At 42.7% G+C, this 25285-nt stretch carries 26 protein-coding genes; 21 read left to right on the top strand and 5 right to left on the bottom strand.

The genetic code is table 11. From position 1 onward, the window contains the following. Positions 1-6 precede the first annotated feature (6 nt). Positions 7-246: an RNA chaperone Hfq gene (hfq, locus tag NSQ66_RS16980; RefSeq protein WP_036687741.1), complete on the top strand. Its 240-nt coding sequence runs from the start codon at positions 7-9 to the stop codon at positions 244-246. 168 nt (positions 247-414) lie between these two features. On the opposite strand, the gene NSQ66_RS16975 is transcribed toward hfq, so the two are convergent. Further along, complete coding sequence (locus NSQ66_RS16975; protein ID WP_248548744.1) at positions 415-570, bottom strand: hypothetical protein; 156 nt, start codon at positions 568-570, stop codon at positions 415-417. Between the two features lies 1 nt (position 571). Here NSQ66_RS16975 and NSQ66_RS16970 point away from each other — a divergent pair, with 1 nt between their 5' ends. The 12 genes from NSQ66_RS16970 (at position 572) to NSQ66_RS16915 (ending at position 13970) form a co-directional block, all read left to right on the top strand. After that, positions 572-2947, top strand: a complete 2376-nt coding sequence (locus tag NSQ66_RS16970; RefSeq protein WP_339279319.1) for a PBP1A family penicillin-binding protein — start codon at positions 572-574, stop codon at positions 2945-2947. A gap of 186 nt (positions 2948-3133) precedes the next feature. Continuing rightward, positions 3134-3688, top strand: coding sequence for a DUF402 domain-containing protein (locus NSQ66_RS16965; protein ID WP_036687739.1), 555 nt, complete (start codon positions 3134-3136; stop codon positions 3686-3688). A gap of 2 nt (positions 3689-3690) precedes the next feature. Continuing rightward, positions 3691-4347 (top strand): YdcF family protein, encoded by a 657-nt coding sequence (locus tag NSQ66_RS16960; protein WP_036687738.1) that lies wholly within the window; start codon positions 3691-3693, stop codon positions 4345-4347. A 317-nt stretch (positions 4348-4664) separates the two neighbouring features. After that, entirely contained in the window at positions 4665-5639 is a 975-nt protein-coding gene (locus tag NSQ66_RS16955; protein ID WP_036687736.1) for an AAA family ATPase, read from the top strand. Positions 5640-5893: 254 nt separating this feature from the next. Then, a complete protein-coding gene (hflX, locus tag NSQ66_RS16950) occupies positions 5894-7183 on the top strand; it encodes a GTPase HflX (protein WP_036687733.1) in 1290 nt (429 codons plus the stop codon). A 132-nt stretch (positions 7184-7315) separates the two neighbouring features. Then, a complete protein-coding gene (locus tag NSQ66_RS16945; protein ID WP_076141986.1) occupies positions 7316-8590 on the top strand; it encodes a methionine gamma-lyase family protein in 1275 nt (424 codons plus the stop codon). A gap of 62 nt (positions 8591-8652) precedes the next feature. Then, the gene (locus NSQ66_RS16940) at positions 8653-9063 is read left to right on the top strand and encodes a MerR family transcriptional regulator (protein ID WP_019910684.1); all 411 of its coding nucleotides are present in this window, start codon (positions 8653-8655) and stop codon (positions 9061-9063) included. Between the two features lie 33 nt (positions 9064-9096). After that, complete coding sequence (gene glnA, locus NSQ66_RS16935) at positions 9097-10425, top strand: type I glutamate--ammonia ligase (protein WP_036687730.1); 1329 nt, start codon at positions 9097-9099, stop codon at positions 10423-10425. 911 nt (positions 10426-11336) lie between these two features. Further along, entirely contained in the window at positions 11337-12026 is a 690-nt protein-coding gene (locus NSQ66_RS16930; protein ID WP_052097089.1) for a hypothetical protein, read from the top strand. A gap of 431 nt (positions 12027-12457) precedes the next feature. Beyond that, complete coding sequence (locus NSQ66_RS16925; protein WP_036687728.1) at positions 12458-12661, top strand: DUF5316 domain-containing protein; 204 nt, start codon at positions 12458-12460, stop codon at positions 12659-12661. Between the two features lie 34 nt (positions 12662-12695). After that, a complete protein-coding gene (locus NSQ66_RS16920) occupies positions 12696-13187 on the top strand; it encodes a cupin domain-containing protein (RefSeq protein ID WP_051491529.1) in 492 nt (163 codons plus the stop codon). Next, entirely contained in the window at positions 13188-13970 is a 783-nt protein-coding gene (locus NSQ66_RS16915; protein WP_036687727.1) for an MBL fold metallo-hydrolase, read from the top strand. A gap of 49 nt (positions 13971-14019) precedes the next feature. Here NSQ66_RS16915 and NSQ66_RS16910 read toward each other — a convergent pair whose 3' ends face one another. From NSQ66_RS16910 to lexA, 4 genes are all read right to left on the bottom strand, one after another. Then, positions 14020-14598: a hypothetical protein gene (locus NSQ66_RS16910; protein ID WP_036687725.1), complete on the bottom strand. Its 579-nt coding sequence runs from the start codon at positions 14596-14598 to the stop codon at positions 14020-14022. 219 nt (positions 14599-14817) lie between these two features. Further along, entirely contained in the window at positions 14818-15198 is a 381-nt protein-coding gene (locus NSQ66_RS16905; RefSeq protein WP_036687723.1) for a hypothetical protein, read from the bottom strand. 152 nt (positions 15199-15350) lie between these two features. Further along, entirely contained in the window at positions 15351-15689 is a 339-nt protein-coding gene (locus tag NSQ66_RS16900; RefSeq protein ID WP_036687722.1) for a L,D-transpeptidase, read from the bottom strand. A gap of 177 nt (positions 15690-15866) precedes the next feature. Further along, positions 15867-16493, bottom strand: coding sequence for a transcriptional repressor LexA (lexA, locus tag NSQ66_RS16895; RefSeq protein ID WP_036687720.1), 627 nt, complete (start codon positions 16491-16493; stop codon positions 15867-15869). A 251-nt stretch (positions 16494-16744) separates the two neighbouring features. Here lexA and NSQ66_RS16890 point away from each other — a divergent pair, with 251 nt between their 5' ends. The 8 genes from NSQ66_RS16890 to NSQ66_RS16855 all read left to right on the top strand — a co-directional run bounded on the left by NSQ66_RS16890 (position 16745) and on the right by NSQ66_RS16855 (position 25277). After that, positions 16745-17158 carry a LysM peptidoglycan-binding domain-containing protein gene (locus tag NSQ66_RS16890; protein WP_036687719.1) on the top strand — a complete coding sequence of 138 codons (414 nt, stop codon included), beginning with the start codon at positions 16745-16747 and terminating at the stop codon, positions 17156-17158. A gap of 109 nt (positions 17159-17267) precedes the next feature. Further along, a complete protein-coding gene (locus NSQ66_RS16885) occupies positions 17268-17471 on the top strand; it encodes a DUF896 domain-containing protein (protein ID WP_076141987.1) in 204 nt (67 codons plus the stop codon). A gap of 55 nt (positions 17472-17526) precedes the next feature. Further along, positions 17527-18048 carry a hypothetical protein gene (locus tag NSQ66_RS16880; RefSeq protein ID WP_036687716.1) on the top strand — a complete coding sequence of 174 codons (522 nt, stop codon included), beginning with the start codon at positions 17527-17529 and terminating at the stop codon, positions 18046-18048. Between the two features lie 34 nt (positions 18049-18082). Then, positions 18083-18868: an HAD family hydrolase gene (locus NSQ66_RS16875; protein ID WP_076141988.1), complete on the top strand. Its 786-nt coding sequence runs from the start codon at positions 18083-18085 to the stop codon at positions 18866-18868. Between the two features lie 262 nt (positions 18869-19130). Then, complete coding sequence (locus tag NSQ66_RS16870) at positions 19131-19556, top strand: FixH family protein (protein ID WP_038571571.1); 426 nt, start codon at positions 19131-19133, stop codon at positions 19554-19556. Between the two features lie 119 nt (positions 19557-19675). Beyond that, positions 19676-23113, top strand: a complete 3438-nt coding sequence (gene metH / locus NSQ66_RS16865; RefSeq protein ID WP_076141989.1) for a methionine synthase — start codon at positions 19676-19678, stop codon at positions 23111-23113. Positions 23114-23256: 143 nt separating this feature from the next. Beyond that, the gene (gene rnz, locus NSQ66_RS16860) at positions 23257-24195 is read left to right on the top strand and encodes a ribonuclease Z (RefSeq protein ID WP_076103946.1); all 939 of its coding nucleotides are present in this window, start codon (positions 23257-23259) and stop codon (positions 24193-24195) included. A 293-nt stretch (positions 24196-24488) separates the two neighbouring features. Next, positions 24489-25277: a TIGR01457 family HAD-type hydrolase gene (locus tag NSQ66_RS16855; RefSeq protein WP_038571566.1), complete on the top strand. Its 789-nt coding sequence runs from the start codon at positions 24489-24491 to the stop codon at positions 25275-25277. Positions 25278-25285 lie beyond the last annotated feature (8 nt).

Raw genomic sequence — 25285 nt, 5'->3', positions numbered from 1 at the left:
CGTCATATGAACAAGTCCATTAACATCCAAGATACATTCTTGAACCAACTACGCAAAGAAAATATCCCTGCTACGGTATATCTGACCAACGGTTTTCAAATCCGGGGAATAATTAAAGCATTCGACAATTTTACAATCGTCATTGACAGTGATGGACGCCAGCAAATGGTGTATAAACACGCAATTTCCACGTTCACACCACAGCGTAGTGTATCACTGATGCAAGACAGCAGTAGTGAAGAATAATATTTATCAAAAATGAATTGAAACCTTTCTTGTTTATAAATCGTTTGAATAGAGTGTGAGAGAGCAACCTGTGAAGGTTGTTCTTTTCATTCATGGCAGACCATTTATGTTTATTTCCGAAAGGGAGTCAGGAGGCATTATGTCTAGAGACGATACATCCAGGACGAATCACAATAGAGATAGAGGATCGTCCAGTTCCAAATCAAAACCAAAATCAAAACCAAAAAAGAAAAAGAAATTTTTGACGAAGAAGCGTGTGCTGTGGAGCTTGTTCTTCGCTACGGCATTAGCCATTTTTTGTGCATTAGGTGGATATCTGTTCATTATGCTAAATGGTCAAAAGCTTCTGCTTGAGAACCAAGATAAGCTAACAGTGAATGAAACTACTAAGGTATATGACCGCAATGCTAATTTAATCGGCGAATTATCACTGGAGAAAAGTGATCCAGTAGAGTATGAAGAAATTCCACCGTTATTGGTTAATGCTTTTGTAGCCACAGAGGATAAACGTTTCTTCGAACATTCTGGTGTGGATTTATGGTCGATTGGCCGGGCAGCAGTAAAGGATATCGCCGCACGAAGTATGGTAGAGGGCGGTAGTACCATTACTCAACAGCTCGCCAAAAACATCTTCCTGACACGGGACAAGACGTTTTTCCGTAAAGCAACTGAAGTGTCTATTGCCGTAGCCCTTGAGAATCAGAAATCTAAAGAAGAGATCATTACGATGTATCTGAACCGGATTAACTTCGGGGGTACAATTTACGGAATTAAAGCAGCATCAGTAAGATATTTTGGTAAAAGTGATTTGAGTCAGCTTAAGGTCTGGGAAATCGCGACATTGGCGGCGATGCCAAAAGGTCCGTCTCGTTACAACCCGCTGCGTAACCCAGATCTTTCGAAGGAACGGCGCGCAGTAGTGCTTCAGCTTATGTATGAGCAAGGGTACATAACGGAGCAGGAAAGAGACGAAGCAAAAGCCGTAGATTATAACTATAAGCCGCCAGAAAAGAAACAGCGTTATCAAGCATTTATTGATTTTGCAGTAGATGAGGCGGAAGAAAAATTTGGATTGTCAGAAGATGATCTGAATATCGGCGGATACAAAATTTACACTACCATGGATAAGCATGCTCAAGAAACGGTTGAAGATGCTTTTGCAGATAGTGATAATTTTGAAAAGAGTGTAGATGAAGAGCTGGTACAAGGCTCAATGACGATTGTGAATCAGGAGAATGGCAGTATTGTCGCACTCCTTGGCGGACGGAATTATGAGAAAAAAGGCTACAGTCGTGTAACTGGCAGCCGTCGTTCTCCAGGTTCTGCTTTCAAACCAATTGTCTCTTATGCTCCAGCGCTGGAATCTGGGAAATTCACCATGAATTCAACGCTAAGCAATGAGAAGCAATGTTTCGCGAACTATTGTCCAACCAACCTGCACGGATATTCTAAGAGCATCAACATGAGTGATGCCATTCAGAAATCAGAGAATATTCCTGCTGTTTGGCTGCTCAATGAAATTGGTGTGAATACCGGATTTAAATTTGCCAAGAAACTAGGCATTGGATTGGAAGACGAGGATAAGAACCTCTCGCTGGCTCTTGGAGGCATGAGCAAAGGAACCAATACGCTGGAAATGGCGCAAGCCTACAGCGCTTTTGCAAATGGCGGCGAACTAAGAGAGGCTTATTCCATTAAATCCATCTCTGACAGCAGTGGTGAGACGGTCTACAAAGCGAATACAACGCCTGAGCGTGTGATGAGTAAGGAAACGGCTTATCAAATGACTGAGATGATGCAGAAGGTCGTGGAGAGCGGTACGGGTAGAAAAGCTAGGATTGACCGTCCTGTGGCCGGTAAGACCGGTACGACGCAAAGTGGATATTCTGGAATCAGCTCGAACCGTGATGTGTGGTTTGTAGGCTACACGCCGGAATGGACAGCAGCAGTCTGGATGGGTTATGACAAGCCAAGTAAAAAGCATCTGCTTAAGAACAGCAGTCCGCTTGCCGCTGCTTTCTGGGGTAAGGTTATGGAGGAAGCGCTGAAGGATGTTCCTAAGAAATCCTTCCCGCAGATCGATAACGAGATTGCCCCTGAGCCTACAGAAACACCAGAAACAGCTCAGACCGTTACTGGACTATCAGCAGCATATGATCCTTCTACGATGACTGTAAATCTCAATTGGGAGGCAGTTCCTATTTCCGGAGTTGAGTATCGTATTTATCGTAGAGAGACATCGGAAGCTGAGTTTGGCTCACTGTTAAATACAGTGACTACCAGCGCAGGGGATTTTAGTGCACTGCCTGGTTTGGTTTACGAGTATTATGTAACTTCTTATGACCCTGCGCTGAAAGTGGAGAGCGAACCATCCAATGTGGTTAGTGTATCCGTGCAGGATGAAATGCCAACCCCTGAACCAACCATAGATCCTAATCTTCCGACCCCGACCCCAGAGGAAGGTGGCAACAACGGAGAGAATGGAAATGGTGGCAATAACGGAGGCGGCAACGAGGGTGGCGGAAATGACGGAGGTACAGGGACGATCCCTGAAATCACCCCGCCACCGCCAACACCAGTGCCGACTCCAACTCCAGAACCCACTATCGGTGGAGAGGGTTCCGGCGATGAGAGCGGGAATGTGTCCACAAACCCTGATCCAGAGGCGGGGTTTGTGAACGGAGATTCTTCCGCTCAATAAACGAGTTTGAATTTCAAATAATAAGCTTTATCCATGGCAGCCCAGCTTCGCTTTATTTAAAAAGCGAAGCTAGGCTGCCGTTTTTGTTAGGTTTAGAAGAAAAATTTCTTGTATTTTGCGGGATGTTTTGAGTGTATCCTCTAAATGTGTTAAGCTGAATAGACCATACTGGAGAGGGTAATTTCTATGAAACGTAAATTCGGAGACCGGGCCAACTGGCGCCGGATTACGCGTCGCCATTTTGCCTGCCGCTATGTGGAGAGCCGGGAATTCAGCGGATATATTACGCTTTATACCATCTACGGGCTGAAAGAACCACTGTGGAAGAGCTATGGACGACATACATATCGTATTGCAGATAAAGGTTATTCCTGGCTGCAATATTTTCCGAAAGACAGTCACTATATTGTGACGGCTATGTTCGACGAAAAACAAAATATTGTTCAATGGTACATAGACACCTGTAAGGTGCAAGGCGTCACTGACCAAGGTGTGCCTTGGTTTGACGATTTGTATCTGGACGTGGTAGTACTTTGGAACGGCGAGGTGTTTTTGCTCGATGAGGATGAACTGGAGGAAGCACTGGAGAGGCAAGATATCTCAGAAAGCGATTATAAGCTAGCCTGGGAGACTGCCCATACTATTTTACGTGGCATCGATGCTCATGCTTTCCCTTATTTCTCTCTCTCTTTGAAACATCGTGCCGAATTATTTCATCATGGAGAATTCAGGAGGAAATAAAGATGGAATGGTACGTTTATGGAAGAGACTCTTCCCCGATTCGGATTGTTCCCAAAAAACGCCGGATTTGGTCTAAACGAACGTTGCTTATTGCTTTAATGCTTATTGTTGTAGTTGGATTGTTGTGGTGTGCGTACGCATTGAGGAATATCAATAAAGCTGCAACGACAGATCCTATGCTCAAAGCCGATACAGGGATTATTCTTGGCATGTCGATGTGGGGAGATGAACCGAGCCCGGGATTGAAGGAACGATTGGATTACGGGCTTAAGCTTTATCAAGAGGGGATGTTCTCGCATTTCATAGTTTCTGGAGGTTTGGATAAACCTGATCTTAAATATACCGAAGGTCAAGGCATGCGCAATTATTTAGTAGCTCATGGAGTTCCGGATAGCGCCATTTCTGTTGAAAATAAAGCTACCAGCACTTACGAGAATCTTCTGTATAGCAAAGCCATTATGACAAGTGAGGGATTGTCTTCAGCAATTATTATTACGCATACATATCATGGATGGCGTTCACACGAAATCGCGGACGAGCTCGGTTATGTGAATCCTGAACTGGGACTTACAGAATCCACTGTTCTGTCGATGACAAGGCATAAGTCGCGTGAAATTCTAGCCTATACGAAATGGAAAATCCAGCAGTTGTTCCTGTAATTGTTCCCGAATATCAGAATCTTCTAATAACGCCTCCTATTCCGGAAGAGACTTGATTAGAAAAGCCAGCCCCCAAATGGATTAAACTCTAACTGGGGGCTATTTGTTATTTGTATATCAAAAATAATGGGAGTGTAAAATGATAAAAAAATAAGCGTTTGCTTATGGCTTTTATGTATTTCGGTCATTCTATCCTCGTGTACCATCGTAGAAGATGCGAGAGATAGCAGGGAATCCAATGTCGAAACCCCATTCTTTAAAACAAGTGCATGATGTCATTCAGTTATTGCATATAATGCTCTAACGAGGTGATTACAATGGGTGAAGAAAATTTAAGAAAGATAACCATTAATGATTCCAGAATGAATATAACTTTCAAAAATCAAGACCCAACAAATATTACGAATGAAACATTGGAGAGCGCGCTGGCTCAAAATAATCATTTAGAATCTACAAAAGAAATCCTGCAAGAGCTTCATGAGCTTATCGGTCTTGAAAAGGTGAAGGATCTTATATATGAAATTCATGCGCTTATCCAAGTGGAAAAAATGAGACAAGAACTGGGGTTAAATGTAGTTAATCAGGTTTATCATATGTTGTTTAAAGGCAACCCCGGGACTGGAAAAACAACTGTAGCAAGGATCGTTGCCAAGCTGTTAAAGAATATGGGCATATTAAGTAAAGGTCAATTAATCGAAGTAGAGAGAGCGGATTTAGTGGGGGAATACATAGGGCATACAGCTCAAAAGACCAGAGACCTTGTTAAGAAAGCTATGGGTGGCGTATTATTCATTGACGAGGCTTATAGCTTGGCTAGAGGCGGAGATAAGGATTTTGGGAAAGAGGCAATCGACTGTCTTGTAAAGGTTATGGAGGACAGGAATGATGATCTCATCATTATCTTAGCGGGTTATCCAAATGAAATGGAGATGTTCATGGAGGCTAATACCGGGCTTCCCTCACGTTTTCCAATTCAACTTGATTTTCAGGACTATACAACAGATGAACTGATATTGATTGCACATAAAATGGCAGCTGAAAGAGACTATATAATTACTCCGGAAACAAACGGGAAACTAAAAGAGTTAATCCTTAATGAGAAAATTATTGAAGAAAATTTTAGTAATGCGCGGTATGTACGCAATATCCTCGAGCAGGCAATTCGCCATCAAGCGGTTAGATTAATAAGCAGACATGTCAAAATATCCAAGCAATCTTTGATGGAGATCTTACCGAGAGACCTTGTTCTTCCGGTCGATGATTATCCAAAAGGGGAGAGTATAATCTCTTAAATAAATTGACACCGGCTAAGTTTATACGTGCTTAGTCGGTTTATCTTTTATAAAAGATTGAAGATTATCATAATGAAAATGCTGACAGCATGGGGAGCCGTTCCATTATCAGCCTATATTACCAATGAAACTTATGATAAAATGTTTTGAAGTGCTGTGAATGAACAGTTTCATCTGTATAACATCAGCAAGAAGTGAAAAACTGATTAAATGGTACACAAAGATTCTATTACCGTCATAAGGAGCATGAATAAATGGCAATAACTACGCATGATACAGAAACGGATATTCAAGATCGGGCGATATTGGTCACTCTCGTCACAGATAAAATTAAACGTACCGGTATTGACCCAGAGCTTTCTCTGCAGGAATTAGTACAGTTAGCAGAAACAGCAGGTGTTGAAGTCCTGGATGTGTTGCGTCAGAATAAGGAAACACCGGATTCAAAATGGTTTATCGGGAAAGGTAAGGTAGAAGAGCTCCGCATGGCCGCTGATGGTCTTGGAGCTAATACGGCTATTTTTGATCAGGAATTATCTGGAGCGCAGGTACGGAACCTTGAAGAGTCTTTGGATCTGAAGATTATTGATCGGACGCAACTCATTTTGGATATTTTTGCTGGGCGGGCCAAAACGAGAGAGGGTATTATTCAAGTAGAGCTGGCACAGCTGTCCTATCTTTTGCCGCGGTTATCCGGTCAAGGCAAAAACTTATCCAGATTAGGCGGGGGTATAGGAACCAGAGGGCCAGGTGAAAGTAAGCTTGAGACCGATCGCCGGCATATTCGCAATCGGATTACGGAGTTGAAACGCCAGTTGGATGAGGTAGTTAAGACCCGTGAGCTGCACCGTGAACGCCGTCGCAAGGCAGGGGCAGTGCAGGTTGCTCTAGTCGGCTACACAAATGCTGGTAAATCGACGCTGCTTAAGCAGCTTACGGATGCGGATGTTTATATTGAAAATCAATTGTTTGCTACGCTTGACCCTACTTCACGTGTGCTTCAGCTAACGGGTGGCAAAGAGGTAGTGCTTACGGATACTGTAGGCTTCATTCAGAATCTTCCGCATGATCTTGTGGCATCTTTCCGCGCAACGCTGGAGGAAGTCAATGAGGCCAATCTGGTGTTGCATGTAGTGGATGCCTCATCTCCAATGCGTGAGGAGCAGATGGAGATTGTGCAAACTATTTTGCAGGACTTAGGGGCAGCCAGCAAACCGCAAATAGTGCTTTTTAATAAAATCGATCTATGTGAGCCTGAGCAACTGGAAATGCTGCCAACCGGCACAGGGTTTTTGAAGATCAGTGCGTTTAACCCTGAGGATTTAACCCGGATTATCGAAATTATCTCTGATGAATTGGCCGGAGATACGCTGAATTTTCGAATTCCTGGAGACCGTGGCGATATTTCTTCCCTGCTTTACAGAGTAGGTGAGGTTCTGGAAACCACCTATGACGAGAACGATGTTATCTATAACGTCCGTCTTAATAAAGAGGATTATGATAAATGGGGTTACATGCTTGCTGATTTTGTGGACCAGCCGTAATCTTCTCTGTTCCCTAAAGTGGAAATGCTTGTTGTATAGGTATAAAATAATAGCTAATGACAAAAAGCGTCAGGCAACTGTCGCTTTCTGTCATTATGATGGCAAGTAAATGTAAGGAGCGAATAAGAACTAATGGCAGTTTTTGCAGAAGATATTTTAGGAGCGGCAGAGTCCGCAGAAGTTGAAATCGAAGGTGCAGTCAAAGCCCTCGATCGAATTGTCGATAAGAATCAATGGAAGGTTATTGAAGCGTTTCAACGTCATCAGGTCAGTGATTATCATTTTGCGGGTTCAACGGGGTATGCTTACAACGACCGTGGACGCGAAGTGCTGGATCTTGTCTATGCTGATGTTTTTGGTGCGGAATCAGCTTTGGTGCGCCCGCATTTTGCTTCAGGAACACATACCATTTCAACAGCCCTCTTTGGTGTGCTGCGACCAGGAGACGAGCTTTTATACATCACAGGTCGTCCGTACGATACCTTACACAAGGTGATTGGCCAAGCAGGAGATGGGACAGGCTCACTCGCAGACTTCGGAATTACATATCGGGAGGTTGCCCTTACCGCAGAGGGTAAGATTGATTGGGAAGAGGTAACTCTCTCTATCAATGAGAAGACTAAAGTAATTGGAATTCAAAGATCGCGTGGTTATGATTGGCGTGCTTCCTTCACAGTAGCCGAAATAGGTGACATGACAGCGAGAGTGAAGTCATTGAAACCGGATGTTATTGTGTTCGTTGATAATTGCTATGGTGAGTTTACTGAAGAGCTTGAGCCTCCACAGGTTGGAGTGGATCTAGTAGCGGGTTCATTAATTAAAAATCCTGGTGGTGGAATTGCTGAGACGGGTGGATACATCTGTGGGCGCAGAGATCTAGTAGAGCTTACAGCGTACCGTCTTACAGCTCCTGGTATCGGCGGCGAAGTAGGTGCAATGTTAGGAACTACCCGCGGGTTATACCAAGGACTGTTCATGGCTCCGCATACAGTTGGACAAGCCCTTAAAGGCAGTATTTTTGCGGCAGCTGTATTTCAGCGCTGCGGGTTTGAGACGAAACCAGCGTGGAATGAACCTCGTACAGATTTGATTCAGGCGGTTTCCTTTGATGGACCGGATCACTTAATTGCCTTCGTGCAGGGAATTCAACGTGCTGCGGCGGTAGACAGCCATGTAGTTCCAGAACCATGGGATATGCCGGGATATGAACATCCTGTCATCATGGCGGCAGGTACGTTTATACAAGGTGGTAGCTTAGAGTTATCGGCAGATGCGCCTATCCGTGCGCCTTATATCGGCTATATGCAAGGGGGATTAACCTACTCCCATGTCAAATATGGCGTTTTGATGGCACTCCAAAGTATGCGTGATCGAAAATTACTGTCAGAAAATCTTACACACTATTGACACGCTGTATTAGGAAATGTACAATGAGATCAGAAAAAGATCATTGGAAGGTTGGATGAGTCATGGGTGATGAAATCCGCAGAAATATGGCATTATTTCCTATTGGAATTGTAATGAAGTTAACTGATTTATCTGCAAGACAAATTCGTTATTATGAACAGCACAGTCTAATCGTACCTGCACGTACATCTGGGAATCAACGTTTGTTCTCTTTTAATGATGTTGAGCGCCTATTAGAAATTAAGGCCTTGATTGAAAAGGGTGTTAACATTGCTGGCATCAAGCAAGTAATGAACCCAGTCTCTAAGGAATCCGAAGAAGCTACTGTGATTACCCCTGACACAGAGGTTAGACGTAGAGAGCTATCAGATTCGCAGCTTCACCGTTTGCTGAAGCAAGAACTAGTTTCCGGTAAAAGACCGGGACAGGTATCGCTTATTCAAGGTGAGTTATCCCGGTTTTTTAATAAATAATAATATACAGAGTTTTGAAAGGGAGAGGATCACGTGAGCTTTTCTAAAGAGGATATTTTACGCATTGCCAAGGAAGAGAATGTTCGTTTCATTCGTCTGCAATTTACAGATCTGTTAGGTACTATCAAGAATGTAGAGATTCCGGTTAGCCAATTGGAAAAAGCACTCGACAACAAAATGATGTTTGATGGTTCCTCCATTGAAGGTTATGTACGGATTGAAGAATCCGATATGTATCTCTTCCCAGATCTTGATACTTGGGTAATCTTCCCTTGGGTGACTGATAGCCGTGTTGCACGTCTGATTTGTGACGTGTATATGCCTGATGGTACTCCATTTGCTGGAGACCCACGTGGTATCCTGAAGCGTTGTCTGAAGGAAGCCGAAGAAATGGGCTTTACAGCGATGAATGTTGGACCTGAACCTGAATTCTTCTTGTTCAAAACAGACGAAAGAGGTAACCCAACTACAGAATTGAACGACCAAGGTGGTTATTTCGACTTAGCTCCTACGGACTTAGGAGAAAACTGCCGTCGTGAAATCGTATTGACCCTTGAAGAAATGGGCTTTGAAATCGAAGCATCCCACCATGAAGTGGCTTCCGGCCAGCATGAAATTGATTTCAAATATGCTGACGCAATCACTTCTGCTGACCAAATTCAAACCTTTAAGCTCGTTGTGAAGACGGTTGCCCGTCAACACGGCTTGCATGCAACTTTTATGCCTAAACCTTTGTTTGGTATTAACGGATCGGGTATGCACGCTCACCAATCCTTGTTTAATGGCAAAGAAAACATGTTCTACGATGAAAGTGACAAGCTAGGTCTGAGCAAAACTGCACGTTACTATATGGCTGGTATTTTGAAGCACGCTCGTGCTTTTGCAGCGATTACTAACCCAACAGTGAACTCTTACAAACGCCTTGTTCCTGGTTATGAAGCACCTTGTTACGTAGCTTGGTCTGCAAGTAACCGTAGCCCGATGATTCGTATCCCGGCTTCGAGAGGGCTTAGTACACGTGTTGAAGTTCGTAATCCGGACCCGGCAGCTAACCCATACCTCGCACTTGCTGTTATGTTGAAAGCAGGGCTAGACGGAATTAAGCGTAAGCTTGATCTTCCAGCCCCAATTGACCGTAACATCTATGTGATGTCTGAGGAAGAGCGTATTGAAGAAGGCATCCCGAGCTTGCCATCCGATTTGAAAGAAGCGCTAAGCGAAATGATCCGCAGCCATGTAATTACCGAAGCTCTCGGCGAACATGCGCTGGCTCACTTCTACGAGCTGAAAGAAATCGAATGGGATATCTATCGTACTCAGGTTCACGAGTGGGAAAGAAACCAATACATGACTTTGTACTAGAACCTTTAAACCCTTGACACCTTTGGTGTTGAGGGTTTTTTTGTTTGGGCAAAATAGTGGTTTTGTAACCATCAATGATATGTCTACGAAAAATGCCCGCGAAATGCCCACAAATAGCTGAGGTTAAGGTTATTCGAGGATGTTTTACAGGTGAATATCAAAATTGGCATATTGTTGATTAACAATTTTAACGTGTAAGAAGTTGTTCATTTATCATAAATAATGGGATATGATTTGATATAGAAGAATTAAATGCAGAGACGGAGGAGTGAATTTGGATATAGTTTGGTCAAACTTAATATTAACTTTGATAATTTTCGGGATATTAGTGGTTTTGATTTTTAAAGGTATAAGTTTATTAGTAAGAAGTTATAAATCAAAAAAATAACTCTTCAGACGAGTCTGCATAGTCATGACAGATATTGGTTATATTCCCGCATCGCTCTGACTTTAAAAGGATTTATCAAAGAGTGTTGACACAAATCTGAGTTACAGATCATTAAGGATGGCGATTTACAGAACCACCCCGCGGTTGGCTGTGAGTCGCTATTTTATTATTTTTGTATATTCTAAAAGTGTTAAAGTAAAAGTGATTGTAAATTTTTTTCACTTTAATTGATTTATCGTCTACCTTGCTCTTGCTCAGTCCAATTAACCTTATAAAACCGAGAAGAACTAAGATCTCATGGGTCACTTTATGGAATCTGGTGGCATTAATTAAGATAGTAGGTGCCCGAATCGTCCGGGAACAATTTGAATTTCGAGCACAACTCCATAGCTGTCAATAAGAGTGAGTCGATTGAATGAAATTTTTCAATCCGTAGCAATAAAAATGAAGAAAAGATTTTGAAGAATAAGAGGACACGTTAGTCATGTGGGTAATAACTATTATAGTAATAAGGAGGTGCGTAATGAAAAAAATATTATTAACTACAGCTACTAGTATTCTTCTGTCTGCCTCAATTCTCGGTGCATGTAGTAACAATAAAACAACAAACGAGGCAGAGCCTACAGCGTCAAGTGCAGCGCCTACGCCAGTTGTCGAAGCTACAACCACTCCCGAACCTTCTGCTACTCCTTCTATGGAGGCGCAGGAGTCCGCCAGTCCGGAGGCCACTGATCCTCTAGCATCCGATCGACCAAAGACCAAAGCATTTGGTGAACAGGAGGGAGGGGTCTCAGGGCAAGAAGGTACACTTGGGCAAGGTGATGGATATTCCCTGTATGTTTTTCAGGGTTTCACACTAGACTCACAGTCTGGTCGTTTATCATTAACTGAGGATCCAACCTATTATGCCGAAATTGAACACTTGCCTGCCGGTTACGATCTCACAGCTTTGAAGCAACAGGGACAAACCGAGCTTTCTGCAATTGGTAAAGCAAACGACCATAGCGGGGAACTAATTGAACATCCTCTAGGTTTTGCAGAATTATATCTGCAGGCTACCAGTGATAAGGGGATAGAAGATTATATGGTCTGGAAAAATCAGGCGGGGGAAGCTTTTCTTTTTCGGATACACAATCCTAAGGGTGATTCGTCGAATAACTTTGCACCTTGGGTGATGGTTTCACTGGCAACACTTGAACTTGAAAGGAATTAAGTGTAAACAGAACCGAAGGGGTTGTATGGAGTAGAAGAAGTGTGCCATAACCATAATCAAAAAATGGTTGTTGGCACACTTCCTCTTCTTCTTCTTTTTGGTACCTTACTTCATTTGAACGCCAATTTCCGTTTGCTGAGGTTGCAAATTTCGCGTATGAGCCCGCTATAAGACCCAGCAGACCTTATATGAAGCTTTATCCCACATTTTGGATACTAAAGGACCCCATAGTCGCTATTGGCATTAAAAACACTCAATATGAGCCTCATTCTTAGGAATAACGTCACTGGAGTCCGAAACCATGCTCCAAAGGCTGAAAATAAGCAAATAGCGTCATCTGGGTCCGAAAGTCATGGCGCGTAGCAGAGGAATTTAATGTTAAAATATCTTATATATAGATAACTAATTCTTACCTGCGAAGGAGTAAGTTCATGCAAATTTTTATTTACATAGGCTTGGGATTTTTTATAATTTCAGGTATATGTGTTGGAGCCTTCACGACAGGTACACAACAAAGAGGTAACTTTTATTCGGAATCTAAGCAAGACCGTAAAGCTAAAAACAAAGTAGCGAATGGGTCCGCTTTAGGTGGTCTTATTTCATTAGCTATAGCTGGGATTCTTTATTTGTTGTAATTGAACGCAAAATATAAGGAGGAGGAGTGTGCAGATGGTAAAGATTTTTAATGAAAATACGGTCTCATTTACTCAAAAACAGTCCCCGATCCCAGAGTTTGCTTGGCATACGAGTGAAAGATTAGCTGAAATGGTGGGCTCCAAGCATTTAGTTTTTGATATCAGATCTTTAGATCCTGATAAATATTCTTATCCTTATCATTTTCATAGAAATGCTGAAGAAATATTTGTGATTTTAGCGGGAAAAGCGATGTTAAGAACACCGGAGGGTTTTACGGAGGTTACTGAAGGGGATGTAATATTTTTTGAAATGGGACCGGAAGGGGCGCACCAGCTTTATAATCATACGGATGCACCATGCAGGTATCTGGATCTCCGAACGAATCAGGGAATAGATGTTTGCGAATATCCAGACTCTGGAAAAATCAACATTTTGCCTTATCAAGAAATCTATCAAGCGGATGAACAGGCGGATTATTATAAGGGTGAAGAGCATGTAAGGGAAAAATGGAATGGGGGAGCGTAATTGATTAAAGATCGTTGGTTTACAGTAACGGAAATTGATCCGACCACCTATGCAATCAGTGAATATGGACATTGGGAAAAGGTGCATTCTTTTTTACTCTTGGGGCAAAAACAAGCCGCGTTAATTGATACGGGATTAGGTATTGATAATATAAAAAGAATAACGGATCAGTTAACGGATTTACCTATCGCTGTCATAACTACACATGTGCATGCAGATCATATTGGCAGTCACGGACAATTCGAGACAATCTATGTTCATAAAGAGGATGAGGATTGGCTGATTAACGGAATAAAAGGCTTGTCCCTTGCCCAGATTCGAAAGGATATGAGTCGAGACATCACTCTTCCTGTTCCTGAAACCTTTGATCCTAACAGCTACATACCTTTTCAAGGGAAACCAACGGCTCTTTTACAAGAGGGGGATGTGCTCGACATAGGTGGGCGCGAAATAGAAATTTACCACACACCAGGTCATTCGCCAGGTCATATCAGCCTATTTGATCATGCCAACGGATATCTGTTTACAGGTGATTTATTATATGACGTTACGCCAATCTATGCTTTTTACCCTTCGACTAGTCCGGTTGATTTAGTGGCATCCTTAGAGAAGATTACAGAAATTCCAGGGGTTACCCAAGTATATGGCTCTCATAATACGCTGGGTTTAGATCCATCTATTTTACAAGAGGTCAAAAAGGCAGTTCGTGAGTTACGTGAGCAAAAAGTAGTGGCACATGGTACGGGTATTCACCAGTTTGATGGGTTTAGTGTGCAATTTTAGGTTCTTTCTATTTCGAAATCAAATGAGAGGTATGGCGATAACAACTTAATTATTCAGATACGATTGACCTGAAGAGTGCATGCAATTGTTGTACTTGGGAGTAAGCTTCCTTGTACTGGTTGTCGGATTGTCGAATAGGCAATAAACCCGGCAAGAAGGAAATACAATACACAGGCGTTTCTTTGCTGTTCATATATATTTTAAGCGTGAGTTCTTCTATCACATTAGCTTCTTCATCAGGTTCCTTAAGGACGTTAATATCTGCACTAGTTGCAGTTGTTTTGCTGTTTTGTTGTCTTTTGGAGACTTTTGAAAGGGTAAGTGCGTTAACCACAATCTCGGATCCCATTACATTATCGAAAGAGTATAGCTTTGCTACTGCTTTTTTGTTGCTCTTCGGATTTCTGGTGCCTATTGCTAATTTTTTATTAGGTTCGTTAAGTGCGATCAAGTGAGATTGATTGGGGGGAATGAATGTTTTGGTGAAAATGATGTTAAAGGATGCAGCCGCATTAACTAGCATAGAAATATCAGATGAAGTGGATAGCGTTTTCAATTTTATAATGGCGGCACTTAGAATTAAAACAACTCCTAAAATAGCAAATAAGTACACTAAGATAATCAGCATATAATCACCTCCCAGTTATCTCATTAGACTCAAATTGTTGCTTATTGAAAGATATGCCTGAATGATCCCCACTAGTATCTTTTAAAAGGGAAATTCGTGGAATTATAGGATCGGCTTCGGAATTAGCCCAAAAAAAGCACCCGGAGAAACCTGCCGATTCTGCAAATGGCGCAAAATTGGGGGTTGCTGCAAGGGTGCTTTTTAAGGTAAGTATGTAACCTATAGAAAATTGAAGGCAGTGATATGATCGGTATAAACAATCAGCTGTTTGTATTCGATCGGAGTCCCATAACTAGCATAAGGTCTTAAAGTAACGTCATTGAGGACAACAAAGTTATAGCTGAAATTTTTATCAGGGTGTTCTGCTCCCAAATAAGATATGTATTCGTCTACTATTACATCATCCATCAAAGATTTTAAATCAAATACATCCTCTTTGTTGGAGACGGCTGGAGAGACGATTCCCTGAATGCTGCCAAAAGAGGTGAGCAAATTCACTTTTTTTCCACTAGCTTGTTCATCATTTAAAAGTAAACCGGACAGCTTACCCAGTGCATCGACTTTAAAATCGACGAGGGTTCTAATTTTTGAGTTATTCAAAACTAAACACATCCTTTTCAATTTGCAATCCTGTTAACAATATTCGACATATAATCACCAAACTCCTAGTATGCTAATGAAAAAATACTTACTTATGTAATGACCCCCATTCTGTATATGGTGATTTGGGGGTTGTGACGTCCTCAGCGAATTCAATTCCTTATCGTTACTCGTGTTCCTATAGGGACGATAGCTGCGAGTGTTAACACATCCTCGTTGTACATCCGGATACAGCCGTGGGATACCTCTTTCCCAATGGAGGAAGGATCATTCGTTCCATGAATCCCGTAGTGTGGTTTAGACAGTCCCATCCAAAAGGCACCAAAGGGACCGCCTGGATTGGGTTGTTTGTTAATAATCGTGAATTCTCCCACTGGGGATTGGGTTAACATCTTACCAATGCCGACAGGGAAACCTCTAATCACAATATCATTGTCCAGAAGATATAACATTCGTTGGGTCAGATCTACAATAATTCGGTAATTTGGCATTATGCACAACACTCCTTTCTAATTAGGATATGAGCAGAACGCCTAAACGGTTATTCATAGAAAATGCCCATTTTAGCGAACGAGAACAAATGTTCGTTAGTGGTTGAGAAAGCAAAATACACAGAAAAAAGGCTGTTCCGCATTTGCGGAACAGCCTTTTATGGTAGGAGTGCATACTTAGTGGATATCTCGAAACAATCCGATGACTCTTCCGAGAATAGTTACGCGATTAAGGCGAAGAGGCTCATAAGCTGGATTCTCCGGCTGAAGCCGTATATGATCACGTTCCTTGTAAAAGGTCTTAACGGTTGCTTCATCTTCTTCAGTCATGGCTACAACGATATCTCCGTTGTCCGCTGTTTGTTGTTGGCGAACAATTACATAATCACCATTCATAATGCCAGCATCCACCATACTATCACCCATAACTGACAGCATAAATACTTTGTTGTCACCTACATAGTGAGTAGGAAGTGGGAAGTAGTCCTCGATATTCTCTGTAGCAGTGATAGGTACCCCGGCGGTAACTTTACCTACGACAGGAATCCGTGAGATGGTCTGGGCGAATTGGTGAACATTCTCTGAATCCTCTTGGCCTAGTAATTCTATTGCACGTGGCTTCGTTGGATCTCGACGAATAAGTCCCTTCTTCTCAAGCCGGTCCAAATGACCGTGAACTGTGGAGCTGGAAGCAAGGCCAACAGCTTCTCCAATTTCCCGGACGGAAGGTGGATAACCCTTGCTGCGGACTTCGCTTCGTATAAATTCCAGGATCGCCAGCTGGCGACTTGAAATCTTTGACATTGGAATCAACCCCATATAGTAATGTTTGGGAAAATTATAACATAGAACTACCGTTCGCACAAACATAAGTTCTAACTATTATAAATATTAATCTGCTAGAGTTAAAAAATGGTAGACAAATGATAATAAAATGTACCACTTGAGTCTCTCGAAAAAAAGAGAACAATTGTTCTGAAATAGTATTGAACAAAACACATGTTCGTGTTATTATGAATTCGAAAGTAAGAACAAGTGTTTGGAGGATGATAATTATGCTAAAATACAGTACATATCGCAGCATCTACGATAAGGCCCCAGTGGTTGAATCTTTAGGACATAATGACGTTGCCCGTAATTCCGCTAAGGTGAAAGAGATAACGGAACGTTTGCTAGGAGGGATGATTTCGTTGTTCCGTCAGGACTTCTTTATTAAGTTAATATTGATTATCGTGCTAGTATTTTCTGGCCTAACAGTAGTGGGAAATGTATTTGCAGGATCGACGACTATAATGAAGGAAGAGAAGCGGATTGTGGTTGAACGTGGAGATACACTATGGAGTATTGCCCTTAAGAATAAACCGGCTGATATGAAGACAGTTGTTTATATAGAAGGAATTAAACGTTCAAGTGGGATTAAGAGTAGTCAAATTAACGCTGGAGACATACTTACTTTACCTATTTATTAATTTTCTGAGAACATAATAGAATGACCAGTAGAGCTTGCAGGGAGTAGACCTTGACAAGCTCTTTTTCTCATGGCAGAGTTAGAATTAATTTATAGGGGGAGGGAAAGTATTGAATATTGATGAGTTGGTCGCGCGAATTAACGAATTGGCACGCAAACAGAAGAGCGTAGGCCTTAATCAAGAGGAAGTGGCGGAACGCGCCAAGCTTCGTGAAATTTACCTGGGGAATATCCGCAATAACTTCCGAGCACAATTAAATACTATTGAAGTAGTAGATAACGATGAGCATGAACAAGGTAACAAGGGGCTTTAACATTAGCTCGCTGTTCCTTTTCATAGATATTTCAGGATGACTAGGGGGAACGCACATGGCCCGTTCTTGGGAAAGAATGGTTCAACGCAACACACAGCAAATCAACAAGCAAAGAAAGAAACAAGGCAAGGATACGATTTATGCCTCTAAATCTCCTACCCAGAATGCCGAAGTCTTTAAAGGTCGCAACATTGCATTTCCGGTAGTGTTAGTGATACTTGGCACTATGTTTTGGGTAGTTGGTTCTATTGATCAGGCCAAAGGAAACGGCATGCTGGCTAATTGGTTGGGAGTAGTACTGTACTATTTGCTGGCAGCGCTATTGTTCTTCCGTCGTCCGTACTTGAAGGTGGAAAAAGCAAGACTGTCTACTATTAAATTCAATCGCGAACGCGGGCTTCCAGCTGCAGATATTGAGAAAATCACCCTTTCGCGTGGAGCTGTAGTCATTAAGCACAAAGGGAAACGTACGAAATGGATTTTCACAAGACTTATGAATCGCTATGATACTAATGCGATGAGTACACGATTAGAAGCATTTGCTAAAGCTCACAACATTGAAGTAGTTCACGAATAGAACTAGACCAGTTAAAGGGAGAGGGAGACCTGTAATGCCAATTTCTGCTGTACTATTTGACCTTGATGATACATTGCTGTGGGATGATCGGAGCGTCGAAGAAGCATTTCGTTCTGCTTGTGAAGCCGCCGGGGATACGATTGATCCACAAGAACTAGAAGTTGCAGTTCGTAAGGAAGCAAGTAGCTTGTATGAATCTTATGAGACGTTCCCATTTACAAAGATGATCGGAATTAATCCATATGAAGCACTCTGGGCTAACTTTACGGCAGGTGAACAGCCAGAATTCCGTCAATTGGAGCAGCTTGCACCGGTTTATCGTAAAGAGTCTTGGCGTCGCGGACTTGCAACCTTAGGGGTGGAAGACGAAGCACTAGCTGAGACCTTGGCAACTAAATTCGCAGCAGAGCGCAGAAAACGTCCATACATCTATGAAGAAACAATGCATGTACTGGAGCAGTTACGGGGTCAAGTGAAGCTTTTGCTACTTACGAACGGTTGTCCTGCACTGCAACAAGAAAAACTAGATGGTGTGCCAGAGTTAATTCCTTTCTTTGATCATATTGTGATTTCCGGAAGCTTTGGTAAAGGCAAACCGGATAAGGAAATTTTCCTGCATGCTTTAGAGCTTCTTGATGTAACTCCTGAGCAAGCGGTTATGGTCGGCGATAAGCTTACAACGGATATCCGTGGGGGGCTGGCAGCAGGGTTGACCACGGTCTGGATTAATAGAAAAGGTAGAGCACCTAGTCTTGATATTCATCCGGATCATGAAATCAATCACCTTGAGGAGCTTCTTCCACTAGTTCAATCCTTGTAAGATATACAGAGCTATTAGCTCCAACATAAAGACTTTATAAAAGCAGCGAGTTTCTGAGATCCTAAGAAACTCGCTGCTTTTCTGTACATACATACTAACATAAGGATTTCATTAGATTTTTAAGTAAATGATTTAAGTCACAAGTCTAATGCGGAATTGATGCAAAATACTGAAAAACCAATAATAATGTGTATAATAGATGGAGATGTATAACATGAATTGGTAGATTTTTATTATTCGATAATGATTGGGAGGGCTCCAAATGATGAGATCGAAGAAATTAGTCGCTGTATTATTAGGTGCAACACTTCTAGTACTAGGTGGATGTTCTTCAAATGGAACCAAGCATTCAGAAATACATAACATGAATATGAACATGTCTATGGAACCTATCAAAGTCGAACTACAATGGAGTCCTGAAGAAGTTGTTGTAAATCAAAAGGTAACCTTTGAAGCTGTGGTGACCCAAGATAACGAGGCAGTAGATGATGCAAAAGAGGTTCTGTTCGAAATTGTGAATAAAAATGATGAGGGACAGAAAATAGAGCTTAAGGGAAAGCTAATAGGTAAAGGAGTCTATCAAGCAGAAGGGACCCTTGAAAAGGAAGGACAATATAATGTCACTTCACATGTGACAGCCCGGACACAGCACTCTATGCCTAGCAAAGAGCTGTCTGTGAAACCATGATTCAAAGGTTCACAACGGTTGCTGAGCAATAACAGATAAAGCAGAGTGGAAAGGAAGGCTTTTCGAAATTCCTTTATTCTGCTAAACTTACTCTAATGTTTTACTGGGGGGACTATTAGTTGGCTAAATATACACTTGAGGAAAGCTTACAACAAAGGATTTTGATCCTTGATGGCGCAATGGGCACAATGATCCAACAGGTGCCTCTTACTGGAGAAGATTTTGGTGGCGATGAGCTGGATGGCTGTAATGAAATGCTGGTATTAACACGTCCAGAAGTCATTCAGACGATTCATGAGCAGTATCTCGAAGCAGGGGCTGATCTCATTGAGACTAACACATTTGGTGCAACCTCTGTTGTACTAGCTGAATATGATATTCCTCAGCGCGCACGTGAGATCAATCTAGCGGCAGCAGAGTTGGCCCGCAGAGCAGTAGACAAATATGACACACCTGACCGTCCGCGATACGTCGTGGGGGCTATGGGTCCAACAACAAAAACGCTCTCAGTAACTGGAGGCGTTACTTTCCAAGAGCTAGTTGATAGCTATGAGGAACAAGCAGTGGCATTGATCGACGGTAAAGTAGATGTTTTGCTGCTGGAGACCTCTCAAGATACACTTAACGTTAAAGCTGGAAGTATTGGTATTCGTAATGCTTTTGAAAAGACTGGCATCACATTACCGGTTATGATTTCAGGAACAATTGAACCAATGGGTACTACACTGGCGGGTCAGAATATTGAAGCATTTTATATCTCATTAGAACATCTGAAGCCTATCTCTATGGGCCTCAACTGTGCGACTGGTCCAGAGTTCATGCGGGATCATATTCGTTCGCTTTCGGAGATCTCCTCGGCAGCCGTGAGCTGTTATCCAAACGCAGGATTGCCGGATGAGAATGGACATTATCATGAATCTCCAGATTCTTTAGCTCGCAAGATTGCAGCCTTTGCTGAAAAAGGCTGGCTGAATATTGCGGGGGGCTGCTGTGGAACGACACCAGAGCATATCCGTGCGATGAAGGAAGCACTTTCCGAATATCCTCCACGCCCGCTGGCAGGTAATCATCCACCTGCACTTTCAGGTATTGAGCCAATCTATATTGAGAACGACAACCGTCCTTACATGGTTGGTGAACGTACGAATGTACTTGGCTCTCGTAAATTCAAACGTCTTATCGTCGAAGGTAAATATGAGGAAGCCTCAGAAATTGCCCGAGCTCAGGTAAAGAGTGGGGCACAGGTTATTGACGTGTGTGTACAAGACCCTGACCGCGATGAGATTGAAGATATTAAGCTTTTCTTAGAACTGGTTGTAAAAAAGGTTAAAGTACCTCTGATGATCGATACTACCGATCCTAAGGTTATTGATTTAGCTTTGCAGTACTGCCAAGGTAAGGCGATAATTAACTCTATTAACCTTGAAGATGGTGAAGAGAAATTCGAGCTGGTGACGCCGATCATTCATAAATATGGCGCAGCTATTGTTGTGGGTACCATCGATGAGACGGGACAAGCAATTAAGGCGACAGATAAACTGGAAGTGGCTAAACGCTCCTATGACTTGCTAGTGAACAAGTATGGTTTAGCAGGAGAAGATCTTATTTTTGACACGCTGGTGTTCCCTGTAGGAACCGGAGATGAACAATATATCGGTTCAGCAAAAGAAACGATTGACGGCATTCGTTTGATCAAGGAAGCACTTCCAGGTGTTCATACGATCTTGGGCATCAGCAACGTCTCCTTTGGATTGCCGGAAGCGGGACGTGAAGTGTTGAATTCAGTATTCCTTTATGAATGTACAAAAGCTGGATTAGATTATGCGATCGTAAATACAGAGAAAGTGGAGCGGTATGCTTCCATTCCTGCCGTAGAACGTCATCTTGCTGAGGAACTGATTTATAATACGAATGATGAGACGCTTTCTGCTTTTGTAGCTGCTTTCCGTGGTAAAAAAGTAGAGAAAAAAGAGAAGATTTCCAACCTGTCACTTGAAGAACGTTTAGCCTCCTATGTGGTTGAAGGTACGAAGGAAGGACTCATTCCTGATCTAAATGAAGCATTGACTAAATCTGGTCCGCTGGAGATCATCAATGGACCGCTGATGGCAGGGATGTCGGAAGTCGGCCGGTTATTTAATAATAATGAATTGATTGTTGCTGAAGTGCTACAAAGCGCTGAAGTGATGAAGGCTTCTGTGAATCACCTAGAGCAGTTTATGCAGAAGGATGAGACAGCGGTTAAAGGAAAAATTATGCTGGCGACCGTAAAAGGGGACGTACATGATATTGGTAAGAATCTAGTGGAGATCATCCTCTCCAACAATGGTTATCAGATCATTAATTTGGGTATAAAAGTACCACCAGAGACCATTATCGAAGCCTTCCGTCGAGAAAAAGCTGATGCGATAGGATTGTCCGGGCTGCTTGTAAAATCTGCTCAGCAGATGGTGCTCACCGCTCAGGATTTACGTACAGCTGGGATCGATGTTCCGATTATGGTTGGCGGCGCAGCTTTGACCCGTAAATTTACGAAGACCCGTATTCGTCCAGAATATGACGGCCTAGTATTGTATGCTAAGGACGCTATGGACGGGCTGGATATTGCCAATCGGCTTATGAACCCTGAAGAACGGGAGAAGATTGCCGAGGAAATTCGTGTGGAGGCAGAAGCAGCGGTTGCGGTTGCGCCTAAGCAAGAACTGCCGAAACTAACCAGAGCAGTGCGTTCCAAAATATCTCCAGATGCACCTGTTTTTGTTCCACCGGATTTAGAACGCCACGTACTGCGTAACTATCCATTGGGGCATATTATCCCCTATGTGAATATGCAAATGCTGCTGGGTCATCATTTGGGGTTACGGGGTTCTGTAGAAGCCCAATTAGCTGCTGGAGATCAGCGGACTGTTGAACTGAAGGGTACCGCAGACGATATTCTCCATCAAGCGATGCTAGAGGGTACCATTACTCCACATGCTATGTATCAATTCTTCCCTGCACAATCGCAAGGGAATGATATTATAGTGTATAATCCACAGAATACGTCCGAGATCCTGCATACCTTTACTTTCCCAAGACAAGGGGTAGAGCCTCATCTGTGCTTGGCGGACTTCTTGAAACCTGTTGACAGTGGTATTATGGACTATGTTGGATTCCTAGTTGTAACAGCAGGTCACGGTGTACGTGAATTGTCTACTCAGCTGAAAGAAAGCGGAGATTATCTGCGTTCACACGCCTTGCAGTCGGTTGCACTTGAAGTGGCAGAAGGACTGGCAGAACGTGTCCATCATATGATGCGCGATACTTGGGGTTTCCCAGATCCGGCGGATATGACGATGAAGCAAAGACATGGGGCAAGATACCAAGGGATCCGTGTTTCATTTGGTTATCCTGCATGCCCGGATTTAGAAGATCAAGGTCCACTGTTTAAGTTGTTATCTCCGGAGGATATCGGTGTTCACCTTACAGAAGGCTTTATGATGGAGCCCGAAGCTTCCGTTTCGGCTATGGTATTTGCCCATCCAGAAGCGCAGTATTTTAATGTAGAGAAGCTGTAATTCTTTCATTTATATACCTGGTCTGTAGGGGATTGTATCCCTTTCAGCGGAACCTCCCGTAACTGGGGGGTTTTTTGCTGGAAGAAGGTCGTTTAGAATTGAAAAGAGATGGTTGAGCCAATAAGTAGAAGGGAGGAAAAAGAATGGATTTATATTTTTTAGGTACTAATGCAGGTGTGCCAACGCTACAACGCAATGTAACGTCCGTTACATTAAGACTGCTGGAAGAACGTCGCAGTATTTGGATGTTTGATTGTGGGGAAGGTACACAACATCAGGTTCTTAGTTCGCCGATTCGGTTAGGAAAGCTGGAAAAGCTATTCATTACCCACTTGCATGGTGATCACCTATTTGGTCTTCCAGGTCTATTATCAAGTCGTGGCTATCAGGGAGGTACAGCGCCGTTAACGGTGTACGGACCCCCTGGATTAAAAGCATACCTAGAGATCTCCTTAGCTGTGAGCCAATCCCGAATTCCTTACAAGATTGAGATTGTAGAGCATACAGGAGGAATTATATTCGAGGATGATGGCTTTAAAGTTGAGGCGGCATTACTTGAGCATCGCATTGACAGCTATGGCTACCGGGTAACGGAAAAGGATAGTCCCGGAAGCCTCAATACGGAATTGCTTAAGAGTTATGGTTTAAAACCGGGACCGATTTATGGGAAATTAAAAAAAGGTGAAGATGTTGTTACGGATGAAGGTGTACGAATCTGTGCTGCTGATGTTGTCAGGGAACCTAAACGAGGACGTATTGTTACTATCCTTGGGGATACAAGACCTTGTTCGGGAGCCTTAGAACTCTCTCTTAATGCAGACCTTGTTGTTCATGAAGCAACCTTCGCCCATGATCTGGCTGACATGGCGTATCAATATCATCACAGTACAGCGCGTCAGGCTGCAGAGTTAGCAAAAGAAGCCAAAGCAGGTCAGCTGTTGCTGACTCATTTCAGTTCTCGTTACAGCTCGCATGAAGAGTTAATTCCTTTGCTTGAGGAAGCTGAACTCATATTCCCTGAGACATTATTAGCTGAGGAATTTAATGCATATCCGGTACCTCGCAGACTAAATGGGCAATAGGGGGAATGATTATTTTCCGGGAAAGCGCAGGAAATGACAGTGCTATGCTAAAAAATGCTGGATGGGACGCTTGTTCGATTTCATTCGACGAAGTGTGTTAGATTTAAAGTAATCACGGAGTAAAAGACGAACGAATGGCTGGACATATTGCCGAAAATCAGTAGGTGATATCTTCCACCTAAAGGGATTGAGTATGCTTGTAAATCCAAGCAGGGCAAAGGCTGCGAGTTTGTTAATACTATTATTTATTTATTATATTAATTAAATTTATTATGGAAACTGAGGGGTTAGTGATGGAACAAATTGAAGGATTATTGATTGATCTAGACGGTACATTGTACCATGGGCATAAAATGATTCCCGGTGCTGATCTGCTGATAAAAGCTCTTCGTGAAGCGGATATCCCTTTTTTATTTGTTACCAATAACTCATCGCGTACGGCAGCTAACGTTGCTGCCCACTTAAGTGGAATGGGAATTGAGGCGAAAGCTGAGGAGGTATGTACCTCTTCTATGGCAGCCGCACGTTACATAGCTGAGGAATCACCTGGGGCTACAGTGGCGATACTTGGAGAAGAGGGACTGCGTATGGCTTGCATTGAGGCAGGGCTCCAAATCGTCACAGAATCCCCTGATTATGTGGTGCAAGGTATCGATCGTTCTTTTAATTATGCTTCGCTAGCTCAAGCTTCGCGTTGGATTTTGAGCGGGGCAAAGTTTGTGCTCACCAATCCAGATTTAATGTTACCATCAGATGATGGGGTTATGCCGGGTGCGGGTACGATCGGTGCAGCAATTGAGGCTGCCAGTGGTGTGAAGCCAGTAGTGATCGGTAAGCCTGAATCGCATCTGATCAAATATGCGACAGATCTTCTGAAAATTCAACCTGAACATGCTGCTGTTGTTGGGGATAATATGCGTACGGATATCGCTGCCGGTGTTAATGCGGGCTGTCGTACAATCCTTGTTCTTACCGGTTTAACCACTACAGAGAATCTGGAGCACTATAAAAGTATCACAGGGATCACTCCCGATGAAATATGTGCCGATTTAGCTGAACTTAAAATGTTTCTCGGTGTATAATAGCTAGG

Source organism: Paenibacillus sp. FSL H3-0329, assembly GCF_037963285.1.
Lineage (GTDB): Bacteria > Bacillota > Bacilli > Paenibacillales > Paenibacillaceae > Paenibacillus_AQ > Paenibacillus_AQ odorifer.
Note: the sequence above shows the minus strand (reverse complement) of the source record. Positions and strands in the feature narration are given on the sequence as shown.

Excerpts from the sequence above, each read along its gene's own strand:
- NSQ66_RS16940 (WP_019910684.1), top strand. The coding sequence starts at position 8,653 with ATGGGTGATGAAATCCGCAGAAATATGGCATTATTTCCTATTGGAATT.
- hflX (WP_036687733.1), top strand. The coding sequence starts at position 5,894 with ATGGCAATAACTACGCATGATACAGAAACGGATATTCAAGATCGGGCG.
- NSQ66_RS16910 (WP_036687725.1), bottom strand. The coding sequence starts at position 14,598 with ATGCTGATTATCTTAGTGTACTTATTTGCTATTTTAGGAGTTGTTTTA.
- NSQ66_RS16925 (WP_036687728.1), top strand. The coding sequence starts at position 12,458 with ATGCAAATTTTTATTTACATAGGCTTGGGATTTTTTATAATTTCAGGT.
- NSQ66_RS16930 (WP_052097089.1), top strand. The coding sequence starts at position 11,337 with ATGAAAAAAATATTATTAACTACAGCTACTAGTATTCTTCTGTCTGCC.
- NSQ66_RS16855 (WP_038571566.1), top strand. The coding sequence starts at position 24,489 with ATGGAACAAATTGAAGGATTATTGATTGATCTAGACGGTACATTGTAC.
- NSQ66_RS16975 (WP_248548744.1), bottom strand. The coding sequence starts at position 570 with ATGAACAGATATCCACCTAATGCACAAAAAATGGCTAATGCCGTAGCG.
- NSQ66_RS16955 (WP_036687736.1), top strand. The coding sequence starts at position 4,665 with ATGGGTGAAGAAAATTTAAGAAAGATAACCATTAATGATTCCAGAATG.
- NSQ66_RS16920 (WP_051491529.1), top strand. The coding sequence starts at position 12,696 with ATGGTAAAGATTTTTAATGAAAATACGGTCTCATTTACTCAAAAACAG.
- NSQ66_RS16965 (WP_036687739.1), top strand. The coding sequence starts at position 3,134 with ATGAAACGTAAATTCGGAGACCGGGCCAACTGGCGCCGGATTACGCGT.
- NSQ66_RS16890 (WP_036687719.1), top strand. The coding sequence starts at position 16,745 with ATGCTAAAATACAGTACATATCGCAGCATCTACGATAAGGCCCCAGTG.
- NSQ66_RS16960 (WP_036687738.1), top strand. The coding sequence starts at position 3,691 with ATGGAATGGTACGTTTATGGAAGAGACTCTTCCCCGATTCGGATTGTT.
- hfq (WP_036687741.1), top strand. The coding sequence starts at position 7 with ATGAACAAGTCCATTAACATCCAAGATACATTCTTGAACCAACTACGC.
- NSQ66_RS16870 (WP_038571571.1), top strand. The coding sequence starts at position 19,131 with ATGATGAGATCGAAGAAATTAGTCGCTGTATTATTAGGTGCAACACTT.
- NSQ66_RS16945 (WP_076141986.1), top strand. The coding sequence starts at position 7,316 with ATGGCAGTTTTTGCAGAAGATATTTTAGGAGCGGCAGAGTCCGCAGAA.
- lexA (WP_036687720.1), bottom strand. The coding sequence starts at position 16,493 with ATGTCAAAGATTTCAAGTCGCCAGCTGGCGATCCTGGAATTTATACGA.
- rnz (WP_076103946.1), top strand. The coding sequence starts at position 23,257 with ATGGATTTATATTTTTTAGGTACTAATGCAGGTGTGCCAACGCTACAA.
- NSQ66_RS16900 (WP_036687722.1), bottom strand. The coding sequence starts at position 15,689 with ATGCCAAATTACCGAATTATTGTAGATCTGACCCAACGAATGTTATAT.
- NSQ66_RS16970 (WP_339279319.1), top strand. The coding sequence starts at position 572 with ATGCTAAATGGTCAAAAGCTTCTGCTTGAGAACCAAGATAAGCTAACA.
- NSQ66_RS16875 (WP_076141988.1), top strand. The coding sequence starts at position 18,083 with ATGCCAATTTCTGCTGTACTATTTGACCTTGATGATACATTGCTGTGG.
- NSQ66_RS16880 (WP_036687716.1), top strand. The coding sequence starts at position 17,527 with ATGGCCCGTTCTTGGGAAAGAATGGTTCAACGCAACACACAGCAAATC.